Raw genomic sequence first — 13,472 nt, 5'->3', positions numbered from 1 at the left:
CAACTTCACCCTTCGCCATGCATCGAAATCCGGGGATTCGCGTTCATGGACCGACCTGACAAAGGCGGGCGTGGTGAAGCGCGCGCCTTCATCGAGAGGAACCTTCCCGACCTATGGAGCGCGATTGCGTCGTTATCGGCATCCACGGTCTCGCGAATAAACCACCCGCAGATGAGAAAACGCGATGGTGGAAGGCGGCCATCGACGAGGGCCTCGTTCGCAACGAAGGCATCGCCGATCCCCACTTCGCGTTCGACTTCGTCTACTGGGCCGATCTTCGCTACGACGCGCCGCTGTCCGGGGATGGCAACCGCGAGCCGTACCGGCCTTACGAGGGGACGGGACCTCTACCACGCGGGGAGACCGTGCCGACGCTCACCACCAACGCCATGCTGGCACCGGTCTATGCCGGGATCGACGCCGTCGAGGAGGCGACCGGTGTGACTCTCGTCGACGATGTCATTCTCGAACATCGCTTCGACGACCTCTGGCACTATCACGCTGAACAGGACTTCGCCCGTCGGGTTCGCACGCGGCTGATCGAACGCCTGAAGGCATTCAGCGCCCATCGCATCCTTCTTGTCGCCCATTCGATGGGGTCGGTCATCGCCTACGACGTCTTGCGGATGCTGGAACGGGACGAACCATCATTGAGGATCGACCACCTCGTCACGGCGGCGTCGCCATTGGGCCTGGCGAAGGTGAAGCTCAAATTCGAGGCCGAGCACGACACATTACGCGTGCCGAACAACGTCGCGGCTTGGACAAACCTCGCCGATGGAGAAGACGTCGTCGCCATCATGGGTGATCTGGCGACGGACTACTCACCAAACGAGACCGGCATCCGCATCGACGACCGGAGAGTCATGAATGCGTACCGGCGTCCCGGCGGGGAGCCGAACCACCATAAATCCTACGGCTACCTTCGCACGCCCGAATTTTCAGCCATCGTCTCGAATTTCGTTTCGCGTGAGCAACGGCCCGTCAGGAGCGCGGAATCCATCTGAAAGCAGGGGGGATCGTCGCCGATCCGCCCCCAGGGTGCACTTTCGAAGCCTGGGTCTCTGCTGCAGGCGACGGGCGCCGCTCAGCGGCACGGCTCCGCCGCGGTCTCGCTCCAGCTCCGCAATGGGAAGGCTCGGTCGTAGCCGAGATTGAAGAGGAAGGCGTAGACCACGTAGAAAGCCGCGATCGCGAGATCCATGAAGAAGGCTTGCGCGAGGCCGATCCCGAGATACCAGGCGATCGGCGGCAGCAGGATCATGAGCAGACCTGCCTCGAACAGAACGGCGTGCCCCACCCGCAGGGGGAGGCTCTTTCGCGTGTGACCGGCGAGCCGTTGCATGGCTCGATCGAAACCGAGATTGTAGACGTAGTTCCAGGCCGTTGCGATCACGGCGCTGCCCACGCCGATCATGCCCATATCGGAGGCGTGCAATCCGAACAGCACGGTGCCGAACGGGATGATCAGCGCGAGCCCGAACATCTCGAACAGGAGGGCGTGGCGGATACGGTCGCGTGTGCTGCGCATGGTCATACCTTGAACAATCTCGTTGGTTGACCGCTTCCTATCTGCGATACCCAGAGCATCAAGTTGGTATGTATCTCGGATCCAGATAGATGGCCGTCTCGCTCGACCAGCTTCAGGCCTTCGTGGCAGCGGCCGAGGCCGGGTCCTTCTCCGGCGCAGCCCGGACATTGCGCAAGGCGCAGTCGGCCATCAGCACCCAGGTGGCGAACCTGGAGACGGATCTGGGCGTGGCGTTATTCAGCCGGGCGGGCAGGAACCCGGTGCTCACACCGGCGGGAGAGCGGCTGCTGCTCGAAGCGCGCGTGGTGCTCGACAGGCGGGAGCATCTCATCGGCGTGGCGAGCAGCCTGGAGCGGCGGGTTGAGAACCGGCTGGTGGTCGCCATCGACGAACTCTACCCCGAACATGCGCTCGGCGCCCTCTTCGCCGATTTCGCGCGGCATTTCCCCTTCGTGGAACTGGAACTGCTGTTCCCGCTGATGGAGGATGTCAGCCGCATGGTTCAATCCGGCGCCGCCGATCTCGGTGTCATGTGGCGCCAGGAGGTCCTGCCCACGGAACTGGGCTTCCAGACCATCGGCTGGGTACCGCTCAAGCTCGTCTGCGGATGCGATCACCCGCTGGCGAAAGCACGCGTGGAGTGGGAGGAACTGAAGCGCCACCGCCAGATCCTCATCGCCGCGCGCAGCGACGGGCCGGAAAAGCGCCGCCTGCGGGTGGCCGCCGAGGTCTGGTGGGTGGAGAGCCACTGGGTGATCCTCGAACTGGTAAAACACGGGATCGGCTGGGCCTTCGTCACCGACCACGTCATCGCGGCGTCTCAGACCGCGCCGTACCTCGTCACGCCGGACCTGCAATTCGACAAGGGCGATTGGCCGATCGCCCTGGAACTGGTCTGGCACAAGCAGCGCCCCTGCGGCCCCGCTGCGGCTTGGCTGCGCGAGCGCTTCGCGGCGGAAAGGGTCGGCACCCTGTCGAACGGTAGCCAAGCAGGGTGAGGGACGGAATGCGAACTCGTCCCGGTGGAGGACGCCTTACAATCGCGGGGCAATCAGCCCTTCATGAGCGGGAACCGGACCGGTGGCACGAGACGGGTCAAGGCCGTTCCCATGCCGCCCGGACCGGGCCGGTCGCATTGTCCGGCTTCGCATCACCGATGAAGATCACCACCGGACCGTGATCGGCCCGGCGCGGGTCGTAGAAATCGAGCAGGTTCGGGTGAAGGCGCTGGATATAGTCCGGGCGCACGCATTCCCGTCGTAGCAGGTGGTCGATGACGACCTGATCGCCGTGCACGGCGTTCGGGACCGGTCCGCATGACCCCGCCTCCATCCAGCGCGCAGGGTCCGCCGCAAAGGCGGTGGAGAGGAAATCCAGTTCGCCGCCCTCCCAGCGCATCAGGGCGCTAGAGAGACGGTTCGTGTGGAAATAATCCTCCATGGCGGCCAAGCCCGGCGAGGCGAGGGCGTCGGCTGGCCCGGTGAAGACGGTGTCGAGGTCGCACAGCACCGTCGTTCCCCGCGTCAGGCCGGGGCGAAACGCCTCCATCTTCGCCCACCATGCCGGCCAATCGTGCCGGAGTGCCACGCGCTCCACACCGGCCATGGCAAGGGGAAGGTCCGTCAGGCAGAGTATCGTGTCGAAGGCCGGGGCGTGGCGGCGCACGCCGCGAGCGAGGCGCTCGACCCAGGTCGCGTCGTAACGGCCTCCGCCCTTCAGGACGGTGATCAGTGTGGTCATGTGGGAAACTCGGTCTTGTGAGGAGCCCGGCCCAGGGATGGGCGGTTCATTCGGAGGTGTGCAGGCGGAGCCGCCCGGCCGCCTCGGCCTCTGCGAACCACGCGCGTTCGGCGGCCCAGGGATGGCCGGGCCAGCCGGCAAAGCCGAAGCCGTATGCATCGACCGGCCCGGATTGTGGTCGCCGGCCGAGAAGGAGCGCCAGCGTCACGAGGAATCCGGTGCTGGGGTTCGGCCGTCCCGTGGTGCCAGGCGCGAGGCGACGCCGCCCCTCGCGGTGCAGATCTTCGGACAGCACGTGGACCGGTTTGCCGAGGGGAGCCAGCAAGGCCAGCACCTCGCGGGTCCAGCACATCTGTTCAGGCTGGTTCTCCTCTGCGGCAAGCATCGGGAATGGCAGGATGAACGCTTCGGCGCACCGGACGACGGGGCGATCGAGGAAGCGCGGGTCGGCCAGCCATTCGCGCATCTGTCCACCGCGATTGACCAGGGCGAGGTGCGTGACCCGGGAGCCGGTGCTCCCGCCGAAACCCGCCGCGTTGTTGAAGCGCACGACAGAGGCGGCGGCGTCGATGGCGGCGGCTGCCTCGATCCCCGGCGCGTTGCCGACGATGGCGAGCGGCGAATCCGGTAACCGCAGCACGTCGTGGGAGAGGGGGGAGTCGACCTGGGTATTCACTTGCGGCAGGGGTACGAGGAACAGCGGAGGTATGGCGTCGGACCCGCGCGGCAAGGTGCGAGCGGGGAGGGGGACCGATGATGCGTCGATGCTTTGTCTGTGGCGCCGCCATGCTGCAGCCGACCGACCGGCACCTCATCTATCCGGGTGGACGCCGCCGCGCCTTTCCGCTCGCCTGCGCGTCCTGCGGCCTCCTGCTGGCGGCGGATGCAGAGCCTCAGCGATGCCGCGCGGATCTCGCCGAGCGCCTTTCGGGCCCGATTTTCCTTCCCGACCCGGAGGGCGGCTACGGGTTGGACCTCTACACCCTGCGCAGTGCCGCGACCGGCTTCGGCCTCGGCGTTCGTGCGCTCGATGACGAGGGCCGGACCGACCTTCGACGCCCCCATAGCGACCGTGCCGCGCGGGCGGACCTCTACGCCCTAGACGGGGCGGCGGGAGTGCCGGTCTCTCTGGGCTTGCTCTGCCGGCCGGCAGAGCTCGACGCCGTCCTGGCTAACGTGGCGAGCCATGCGGGCTGGACCGACGATGTCGTGATCCTGCTCGACGCGCCGGCGCATCCGCCGCGAGCCGTGCCCACGGCCGGATTTCCACCGAGTGCCGTGCGGGTGGGCGCCCGGCCCATGGACGGTGATTTCAGTACGCAGCGCAACGTCCTTCAGGATCTCGCCCGCAATCCCTGGATGCTGCAGCTCGATGCCGACGAGACCCTGACTGCCGATTCCGGCCAGCTCCTTCCGGCGCTGGCTGCCATGGCGGAGGCGGACGTTGTCCTCTCCGTCGGCTTGGCGCGCCGGAACCGTGTCGACGGCATCCTCTCGGACGTCTACCCGGACGTGCAGTATCGGCTCAATCGCAAGTCCGTGCGCTATGCAGGCCGCGTGCATGAGCGGCCGGTCCTCGACGGCGGCTGGCCACGCAGCTTCATCGCCCTGCACGGGGCGATTGAGCACCGTCTGAGCCGGGCCCATGTCCTGGCGCGTTCACGGCGCTACGAGAGCCTGGACCCGGGACGCGGACGTCCCGAGGAGGAGGCCGCGCTGCTGCAGCCCTACCGGGAGTGAGGCCGCGCTGACCCGTGGGCCTGGGCCGCCGCGATGGCCCGGGCATAGAGGTCGAGGGTCTCTCTGGCGAGCACCTCCCGGCTGAAGCGGCCAGCCGCCGCCAGTGCGTTGGTCCGATAAGTGCGGCGCAGAGCCGGATCGGCCAGCAGCGGACGAACGACATCGGCCAGGGCCGGGCCGGTAGCCTCCTTGGCCAGCGGCCCGGCGCCGGGCCCGCCTACGAACCTGCGCGCGCTCGCGTCCTGCGCACAGGCCACCACCGGCCGGCCATAGGCGAGGGCCTCCTGATAGACGAGGCCGAAGCTCTCGTAGCGAGAGGGGGCGAGCACTGCGTGCGCCTTGGCATAGGCGTCGGCGAGGTCTTCCGCGGGCACCCGGCCGCGTGCGCGAATGCAGGCCCGCGCCGCTTCAGGAATGCCGGCCGGGAGATCCGTTGCCGGCACGCCGACGAGATCGAGCACGAAGGCGGGCACGCCGCCGCGCCTCGCGTCTTCGGCCAGGATCGCAACCGCAGCGAGAAGCGCGTCGAAGCCTTTCCGTGCTTCTGCCCGGCCGACGAAGAGCAGGCGTACCGGCCCTTCATCCTCCGGGTACAACGCGCCGCGCGCCGCCGCCGCGATCTCCGGCGGCAGGCTGAGGCCGATCACTGCCTCCGGTTGTCGGCCGGACAGGCCGTAGGCTCGGGCGATCACGGCCCCGTGCTCGGAGGTGTTGGCGATCAACCCGGCGCTGCCGCGTGCTTGGCGGCGTTCGAGGGCATCGGCGGCTCTTCCGTCCAGGCCATCGCGCAACGAGCCGGCGGGCGGGCGCGTGAAAGCGGCAGGCGTAGAGCTGCGCGTCACCAGCGGCAGGTCTCGGCGGCCGGTCAGCAGCACGGCGGGGGCATACCAGTTCGTTGCCTCCACGACGTCGAAGGGAGCTCGGGCATGGTCGGCGAGGATGGCATGGCGGAAGGCAAACGGCGCGGCGAGGTGCCCGGCCGAACCCCAGCGGCGCAGGCGGGCCAGAGCGCCGTCCGGCGGCAGGCCAATCCCCGCAACCGTCACGCCCTCGACCCGTTCGCGGCCGACGCGGTCGAGGGTGAAGACCGTGACGTCGGCGCCGGCCTCGGCGAGGCTTTCGGCGATCTCCCGGGCGGCGGTCGAAAGGCCGCTCGGTGCCGGCGGATAATCCCATGTAAGGAGCGCGACGCGCATCAGGCAGCAAGCAGGCGGCGATAGATGGCGAGGTAATCGGCCGCCATGCGCTCGGCGGTAAAGCGCGCCTCGAAGCGGCGGCGGATGACGGCGCGGTCGAGGCGGCCGATCCGGCCCAGGGCCTCCACCGCCTCGGCCTCGGAGGAGACGACGAAGCCGGTCACGCCGTCCTCGACGATCTCCGGCACCGAGCCACGGTTCCAGGCGATCACTGGCGTACCACAGGCCATCGCCTCGATCATCACGAGGCCGAAGGGCTCGGGCCAGTCGATGGGAAAAAGCAGAGCCCGCGCGCTTCCCAGGAGATCCGCCTTCCGGGAATCGTCCACGGGACCGAGATAGGTCGCGTCCTCGCCGAGGAGCGGGCGCACGTGGCGTTCGAAATAGTCGGGGTTGCCGACGTCGATCGTGCCACCGAGCCGGATCGGCACGCCTGCGGCGCGCGCGACACGGATGGCGGTGTCCGGCCGCTTCTGGTCGGTCATCCGACCCACGAAGGCGACATGGTCTCCGGGCTGGGTCCGCAAGGCGTAGCGGTCCCGCGCGATGCCGTGATGGACGATACCGGCCCGGTTCGAGGCCGGAATACCCGCCTCTTGTGCCGCCGAGATTGCCGCCACCGGCAGGTCGGGAAACCCTGCGAAGAACAGCGCCCGATCGAGCTCGTCAACCCGCCAGTGGATCGTGGTCAGGCTGCGCCGCCGGCGGGTTCCGAGGAGCGCCGCATGCGAGAAATCGCCGTGGCAATGGATGATGTCGAACTCGTCCATCCGCAGCCGCAGCGCCTCCAATTGCAGTGCGTCGAGCGCCGCCGGGACGCCGGGTGCAACGCGACCGTGACGGCTTTCCAGGGTCGCCAGACTGGGATGGTCGCCGATGCGTGGTAAGTCTGTCGCACTGTCGGACGGCGCGAACAGCGTTATTTCGACGCTGAGGTTTCGTAGTGCCGTGCTGAGGTCATGAATGACCCGCTCCGTGCCACCGTGATGCTCGGGAGGAACAGGGAAAATGTTCGGGGCAACTTGGGCGACGCGAATCACGGAGCGGACCTCAACTACAGAATTTGCTTGTCTCAGCGCGCTTACAACGCTGTCGGCCTGATGTTTATCTTGCATATCGCCCTTCAGGGCTGCCTGCGCGGCGGCGGAGTGGTGTTTGGGCTCACCGCCGATACCGGCGGCCATATCCGCTACCTGCTCGATCTCGTGGCGGCCTCGTCACAGGATGCCGGCATCGACCGGATCGTCATGGCGACACGTCTGTTCGACGGCACGCATGGCCCGGATTACGCCGTGCCCGAAGAGCGGATCTCCGACAAGGTCGAGCTCGTGCGGCTCGCGAGCGCGTCCCCCGTCTACCGCGCCAAGGAGGAGATGCACGAGGAGGTGGCGAGCTTCGCCCGGAGCCTCATGGACTGGATCGCACGGCAGCCTCGGGCGCCGGACATGATCCATGCACATTACGCCGATGCCGCCTCGGTCGCGAGGCTCGTGACGGATGAACTCGGAATACCCTTCGTGTTCACCGCCCATTCGCTCGGGCGGGTCAAGGCATCGATGTTGGGTGTAGGAGCGGAGACCTTCGCCGATCTCGCCCACCGCATCGCTGCGGAAGAGGGGGCGCTGGCTAGCGCCAGTCTCGTCATCGCCTCGTCTCGGGACGAGGCGGAAGTGCAATATGCCGGATACGTCGCCTACGATCCCGGACGCATCCGGGTCTTGCCGCCGGGCAGCGATCTCGCACGGTTCGCGTCTGCCGAGCCCCTTTCGCGGGTCGATGCCACCATCGATCGCTTTCTGCAGGATCCGGGCAAGCCCGCCTTGCTTGCCCTCGCCCGGCCGGTGGCGCGCAAGAATCTGGCGGCTCTGCTGCGGGCCTATGGCGAAAGCCCGGCCCTGCAGTCCCGCGCCAACCTTGTCCTCATGGCCGGCACGCGCGAGGACATCGATGCGCTCGACGGCGATATGGCCGCCACCCTGCGTGAGATTCTGGTGCTGATCGACCGCTACGATCTCTACGGACGCGTCGCCTATCCGAAGACTCACGACCCGGAGGATGTGCCGGCGATCTACGCCTATGCCCGCGTGCGCGGCGGCCTGTTCGTCAATCCCGCCCTCAACGAGCCGTTCGGTCTGACATTGCTGGAAGCCTCGGCGTCAGGGTTGCCGCTGGTCGCCACCGATAGCGGCGGCCCCAACGACATCGTCGAGACCTGCGGCAACGGTCTCCTCGTCGATCCCCGCGCGCCCGACGCGATCGCGGCCGCGTGCCTGCGCATCCTCGGCGAGCCCGACCTCTACGCGCGCTGTGTGGCGGGAGGCGCGCGCGCGGCTGCCGCCTATGACTGGGATCAGCATGCGGCGCGCTACCACGACCTACTGCGGGCACTCCTGGCGCCCGAGCCGCCCATGGCGGAGCCAAGGCAATTGCTGATCTGCGATATCGACAACACGCTGGTGGGTTGCGAGGCGGCGCTCGGCATCTTCCGGCGCTGGCGCAGCTGGCAGGCAGGTTTGGCCTTCGGTGTCGCCACCGGTCGCTCCTTTCACAGCGCCATGGCGATCCTCGAACAGCAGGCCAGTCCGCGCCCGCAGGTGATGATCACCTCGGTGGGGTCCGAGATCTACCATCTCGACCCCAACGGCGTGACCTACACGGCCGATCTGGCTTGGCGCGACGCCGTCTCGACCGGGTGGGACCGTGCCGGCATGCAGGCGGTGCTCGGCAGTCTCGATGGGCTCGTGCCCCAGGGGGGGCTGGAGCAGCGCGGGCACAAGCTGAGCTATTTCGGGGATGCCGCGGCGGCTGAGGCGGTACGAAACCGCCTCGCGCAAGCGGACCTCCGCGCCAACGTGATCCACAGCCACGGACGCTACCTCGATGTCCTGCCGGTGGCGGCATCGAAGGGCACCGCGGTGCGCCATGTCCGCGCCCTCTACGGCTTGCCGGAGAGAGCCGTGTTCGTGGCGGGCGATTCCGGAAACGACGTGGAGATGCTGCGCGCCGAGGCGCAGGCCATCATCGTCGCCAATTATTCCGACGATCTGGCGAGCCATGCGGCCCTGAAGCATTCCTACGTCGCCCGGACCTCGCACGCCCGTGGCATCATCGAAGGCGTCGGCCATTTCCGCAGGATGCTGGTCGATGCGGGCTGAGCCTTCGGACGGGCCTTCCGCGAGCGTGCTCACGCTCGTGCGCGGCCGGGCCGACCGCCTGCGCAATCTGATGCGTGGTTTGGCCCGGCAGTCCGTGCGGCCACATGAGTTCGTGATCGCCTGGATGCAGCCAGAGCCGGAGGCGGACTTGCCCGATCCGAGCTGCCCCGTGCGCCATATTCTCGTGGCCGGGGAGCCGATGCCGCTGGCCGCCGCCCGCAACCGCGCGGCCGAGGCTGCCACCGGAGACCTGCTGGTTTTCCTCGACGTGGACTGCATTGCCTCGCCCGGCCTCGTCGGTGCCTATCGCCGGGCCGCATGGGAGACGGACGGCCTGTTCCTCGGCGAGGTGCTTTATCTGCCGCCGGGGTTGGATGCGGAGACGGCTTCCGACGACGCGGCTTTGGCCCGACACGGCCGGGCACATCCGGCACGGCCGGCGGTCCCGCGAACGGGCCTGCGCCGGGAGCCCGATCCCGGCCAACTCTGGGGCCTGTCCTTCGCGCTGCCGGCCCGCGCCTGGCGCGCCGTCGGCGGCATGGACGAGGCCTATGTTGGCTATGGCGGCGAGGAGACCGACCTCGCCACCCGCCTCGACGCTTCCGGTCTCCCGACGTTCTGGGTCGCGGGGGCGCGCGCCTACCATCAGCACCACCCGGTCCACGTGCCGCCGTTGCAGCATTTCGAGCCCATCCTCGCCAATGCCGCCCGCTTCCGTCGGGCGCATGGACGCTGGTGCATGACCTACTGGCTCGGTCAGTTCGAGGCCGCCGGATTGATCGCCTGGGACGCGGACTCCCCCGCGATCCGGGTCATCCGCCATCCGAGTACCGCCGAAATCGCCGCCGCCCTGCGGCCCGACGCCCTTTACTCCTGACGAAATGCGACCCGTGACATCGATCAAGAAGCCCATCGCGTTCTTCGTCCACCACCAGGGACGCGGCCATGCCAACCGCACGATGGCGGTGGCGGCCGAGTTCGCACGCGACCGGCCCGTCTCCGTGCTCACCGCCGGCCCGCAGCTGTTCGAGGGGTTTTCCCGCGATATCGAGATCGTGACGCTGCCGAACATGATCGGCGCCGAGGTACCGACCCCGCGACTCTATGCGGAGCCGACGCCGCAGGTGATGCACTGCGTACCCCTCGGCCTCACCGAGATGCGCCGGACCATGCGGCGCATCCTCGACCATCTCGACGAGCGTGACGTCGGCCTGTTCGTGGTCGACGTCTCCGCCGAGATCGCGCTGCTCGCGCGCATCGCCAGCGTTCCGGCGGTGCAGATTCGCATGCACGGGGACCGCTCCGACATTGGCCATCTGGGCGCCTACGAGGCCTGTGTCGGCATGCTGGCCCCGTTCGACGAGCGCATGGAACAGGACGACTACCCGGCTCAGCTGCGGGCCAAGACTTTCTACAGCGGCGGCCTTTGCACCAGCGTCGACGGAGTCCTAGGCCGCGCCGAGGCACGTGCGAAGCTCGGCCTCGACCCCGACCGCGAGATCGTCGTCGCGGTGACGGGGGGAGGGGGGAGCGGCACCCCCTACGCCCCCCTGACGGTGGCCGCACGCGCCGCGCCCGAAGCCCTTTGGCTGACTCTCGGGCCCACCCACCGCGAGGGGCACGAGACGGATTTCTCCAACCTGCGCGAACTCGGCTGGGTGCCCTCGGTGACCGATTATCTCGCCGCGGCCGACATCGTCGTGGCGTCGGCGGGCGACAACACGATCCACGAGGTCGCGCGCGTCGGCGGGCGTCTGATCGTCATGCCGGAATGGCGCTACTTCGGTGAGCAGACCCGCAAAGCCGAGGCCCTGGTCCGGCTTGGTGCGGCCGTCCAGGCCCCGGTCTGGCCAGGCGACCTCAAGGGCTGGCGCGATCTCCTCGACCGGGCTCGCGCCCTCGACCCCGGTCCCTTGCGCAGCCTGTACGCGCCGGACGCCGCCCGTCGTGCCGCCGGCTGGCTCGAAGGGCTGACCGACGAACTCTGGCAGGGCGCAGCGGAGCGTCCCGCGCTCACCGTCGTTGCCGCAGGCTGAATGCCCCTCGACCCCATCGTTGAAACCCGCCCGGAGCCAGACCGACCGATGTCCACCGTTTCCGTCGTGACCCTGGCCAAGGGACGGCCCGCGCACCTGCGCAACGTGCTGCGGGGCTTGGAGCGCCAGACGCAGAGGCCCGCCGAGTTCATCATCGCGGTGATGCAGGACATGCCCTACGACCTGCCCGGGGTCGGCTTCCCGGTCCGCCAGATCCTGGTGCCGGGTACGGATCTGCCGCTGGCGGCGGCCCGCAACCGGGGCGTCGCGGAAGCCAGCGGGGACGCGGTGATCTTCCTCGACGTCGACTGCATCCCGGCCCCCGAACTCGTCGCCGACTATGCAAGAGGCCTCGCCGAACTCGACGGCCTGCTGATGGGTGAGGTGCTCCACCTGCCCGAGCATGCCACTGCGGGCGACTGGACCATCGCGGATTTTGCAGCGGTCGCGGAGAAGCATTCCGACCGCCGGGGCCCCCCGGCCTCCGGCCTCGAAATCTGTCCCGATTATCGCTGCTTCTGGTCCCTCAATTTCGCTATCCGGCGCGCCACCTTCCTGGCCACCGGCGGCTTCGACGAGCGCTATACCGGCTATGGCGGCGAGGACACGGATTTCGGCAAGATCCTCGACCAGGGCGGGATTCCCATCGCCTGGATGAAGGGCGGCCTCGCCTATCACCAGTACCACCCGCACCACATGCCACCTGTCCACCATCTCGACAGCGTGGTGCGCAACGCCGAACTGTTCGAGGCCAAGTGGGGCTACCGGACGATGGGCCACTGGCTCTACGCCTTCAAGGTGATGGGCCTGATCGACGACACCCCCGACCAGCCGATCCGCATCCTGCGCCGGCCGGAGCCCGGTGATTTCGCGCTCACCGGCCAGCAGAGCCACCAGCCCTACAGCAATTCGGCCTCCGTCATCCGATACCTCGAAGCCCAGTCGGCCACGGCTCTCACCGCGTGAGGATCGCGCTCCTCGCCCATCTGCGCCATCCGGTGGCGGCCCCCTTCGCGGGTGGAATGGAAGCCCATTGCTGGATCCTCGCCGAGGGGCTGATGGCGCGGGGACACGACGTGGTGCTGTTCGCCGCCGGGGACAGCGACCCGCGCTTCGCGATCGATCCGGTGATCCCGGTGCATCACGAGCGCAGCTTCCCCGGTCTGGAGCACCGGGGCGATTCCGGGCTCAAGGCTCATGTGGATGCCGGCTACGCCGCCGCCTGCGACCGGATCGCGGCCGGCGGCTTCGACGTGCTGCACAACAACTCGCTGAGCCGCCTGCCCCTGGAGCGTCGGCGCTTGGCGGCGGTGCCGACCGTGACGTCGCTCCACGTGCCGCCCTACGACGCCCTGCGCTGGTTCGTGCAGGAGAGCCTCGTGCCGGGACATCGGATCACCGTCACGTCGGAGGCCCAGCGCCGGGTCTGGTGGCCCGATGCGCCACCGGAGAATGTGTCCGTCCTCCATAACGGCATCGATCCTCGCACCTGGCCTTATCGTGATCGGGGCGATGGCAGCGCCGTCTGGTCCGGGCGCATCGCGCCCATCAAGGGCACTCATCTCGCCGTCGCGGCGGCGCAGCGCGCCGGCCTCCCCCTGACGTTGTTCGGTCCGATCGAGGATCGGGAATACTGGGACGCGCGGGTCGCCCCGCAGCTCGGCGGCGCCATCCGCTACGGCGGCCACCTCTTCGGCGACACTCTTGCGAAGGAGATCGGCCGCGCCTCCGTCTTCCTGTTCACGCCCTGCTGGGACGAGCCCTTCGGCCTCGTGGCGATCGAGGCCATGGCCAGCGGCGTGCCGGTGGCCGGGATCATGATGGGGGCCGCCGCGGAGGTCGTGGGCGAGGCCGGATACCTCGTGCCGCCGGACGACATTTCTGCGCTCGCCGTCGCGATCGGTGAGGCCCTCACGATCCCGCGCGAGGTCCCGCACGCCCGTGTCATGCGCCTGTTCACCCGCGATCTCTGGCTGGAACGCTGCGAGGCCCTCTACGCGCAGGCGCAAGTGCAGGCGCAGGTGAAGCACCCCTGAGTTCCCTCGCCCCTCCGGATGCCCGCCCCGAGGATGGG

13 protein-coding genes are annotated in these 13,472 nt (G+C 68.5%); 8 read left to right on the top strand and 5 right to left on the bottom strand.

What is annotated here, in order from left to right; all coding sequences use genetic code 11:
- Positions 1 to 113 precede the first annotated feature (113 nt).
- Entirely contained in the window at positions 114 to 1,007 is an 894-nt protein-coding gene (locus ACYQOP_RS03610; RefSeq protein ID WP_461221189.1) for a lipase family protein, read from the top strand.
- A gap of 80 nt (positions 1,008 to 1,087) precedes the next feature.
- Here ACYQOP_RS03610 and ACYQOP_RS03605 read toward each other — a convergent pair whose 3' ends face one another.
- Positions 1,088 to 1,531, bottom strand: a complete 444-nt coding sequence (locus tag ACYQOP_RS03605) for a PACE efflux transporter (RefSeq protein ID WP_056423715.1) — start codon at positions 1,529 to 1,531, stop codon at positions 1,088 to 1,090.
- A gap of 89 nt (positions 1,532 to 1,620) precedes the next feature.
- Between ACYQOP_RS03605 and ACYQOP_RS03600 the strand changes: the two genes are divergently transcribed.
- The gene (locus ACYQOP_RS03600) at positions 1,621 to 2,529 is read left to right on the top strand and encodes a LysR family transcriptional regulator (RefSeq protein WP_461221188.1); all 909 of its coding nucleotides are present in this window, start codon (positions 1,621 to 1,623) and stop codon (positions 2,527 to 2,529) included.
- A gap of 97 nt (positions 2,530 to 2,626) precedes the next feature.
- Here ACYQOP_RS03600 and ACYQOP_RS03595 read toward each other — a convergent pair whose 3' ends face one another.
- Together ACYQOP_RS03595 and ACYQOP_RS03590 are read right to left on the bottom strand one after the other, a co-directional pair.
- Positions 2,627 to 3,271: a hypothetical protein gene (locus tag ACYQOP_RS03595; protein ID WP_461221187.1), complete on the bottom strand. Its 645-nt coding sequence runs from the start codon at positions 3,269 to 3,271 to the stop codon at positions 2,627 to 2,629.
- Between the two features lie 46 nt (positions 3,272 to 3,317).
- Entirely contained in the window at positions 3,318 to 3,947 is a 630-nt protein-coding gene (locus ACYQOP_RS03590) for a hypothetical protein (protein WP_461225182.1), read from the bottom strand.
- A gap of 80 nt (positions 3,948 to 4,027) precedes the next feature.
- Here ACYQOP_RS03590 and ACYQOP_RS03585 point away from each other — a divergent pair, with 80 nt between their 5' ends.
- Positions 4,028 to 5,011, top strand: a complete 984-nt coding sequence (locus ACYQOP_RS03585; protein ID WP_461225180.1) for a glycosyltransferase family protein — start codon at positions 4,028 to 4,030, stop codon at positions 5,009 to 5,011.
- Here the strand turns inward: ACYQOP_RS03585 and ACYQOP_RS03580 are convergent.
- Positions 4,999 to 6,207, bottom strand: coding sequence for a glycosyltransferase family 4 protein (locus ACYQOP_RS03580; RefSeq protein ID WP_461221186.1), 1,209 nt, complete (start codon positions 6,205 to 6,207; stop codon positions 4,999 to 5,001). The genes ACYQOP_RS03585 and ACYQOP_RS03580 overlap by 13 nt on opposite strands.
- Positions 6,207 to 7,247 (bottom strand): glycosyltransferase family 4 protein, encoded by a 1,041-nt coding sequence (locus ACYQOP_RS03575; protein ID WP_461221185.1) that lies wholly within the window; start codon positions 7,245 to 7,247, stop codon positions 6,207 to 6,209. The genes ACYQOP_RS03580 and ACYQOP_RS03575 overlap by 1 nt, the downstream gene beginning before the upstream one ends.
- Positions 7,248 to 7,307: 60 nt before the next feature.
- Between ACYQOP_RS03575 and ACYQOP_RS03570 the strand changes: the two genes are divergently transcribed.
- Genes ACYQOP_RS03570 through ACYQOP_RS03550 form a run of 5 tightly spaced genes read left to right on the top strand, consistent with a single transcriptional unit; the run spans position 7,308 to position 13,434 of the window.
- Positions 7,308 to 9,362: an HAD-IIB family hydrolase gene (locus ACYQOP_RS03570; protein WP_461221183.1), complete on the top strand. Its 2,055-nt coding sequence runs from the start codon at positions 7,308 to 7,310 to the stop codon at positions 9,360 to 9,362.
- Complete coding sequence (locus ACYQOP_RS03565) at positions 9,352 to 10,239, top strand: glycosyltransferase family 2 protein (RefSeq protein WP_461221182.1); 888 nt, start codon at positions 9,352 to 9,354, stop codon at positions 10,237 to 10,239. Before ACYQOP_RS03570 ends, ACYQOP_RS03565 begins: the two co-directional genes overlap by 11 nt.
- A gap of 22 nt (positions 10,240 to 10,261) precedes the next feature.
- Entirely contained in the window at positions 10,262 to 11,398 is a 1,137-nt protein-coding gene (locus ACYQOP_RS03560) for a glycosyltransferase (RefSeq protein ID WP_461225178.1), read from the top strand.
- Positions 11,399 to 11,446: 48 nt separating this feature from the next.
- Positions 11,447 to 12,364 carry a galactosyltransferase-related protein gene (locus ACYQOP_RS03555; protein WP_461221181.1) on the top strand — a complete coding sequence of 306 codons (918 nt, stop codon included), beginning with the start codon at positions 11,447 to 11,449 and terminating at the stop codon, positions 12,362 to 12,364.
- The gene (locus ACYQOP_RS03550; protein WP_461221180.1) at positions 12,361 to 13,434 is read left to right on the top strand and encodes a glycosyltransferase; all 1,074 of its coding nucleotides are present in this window, start codon (positions 12,361 to 12,363) and stop codon (positions 13,432 to 13,434) included. Before ACYQOP_RS03555 ends, ACYQOP_RS03550 begins: the two co-directional genes overlap by 4 nt.
- Positions 13,435 to 13,472 lie beyond the last annotated feature (38 nt).

The organism is Methylobacterium sp. CM6247 (genome assembly GCF_054817925.1).
The sequence above is the reverse complement of the archived record's forward strand: the minus strand, read 5'-3'. Positions and strand labels throughout refer to the sequence as shown.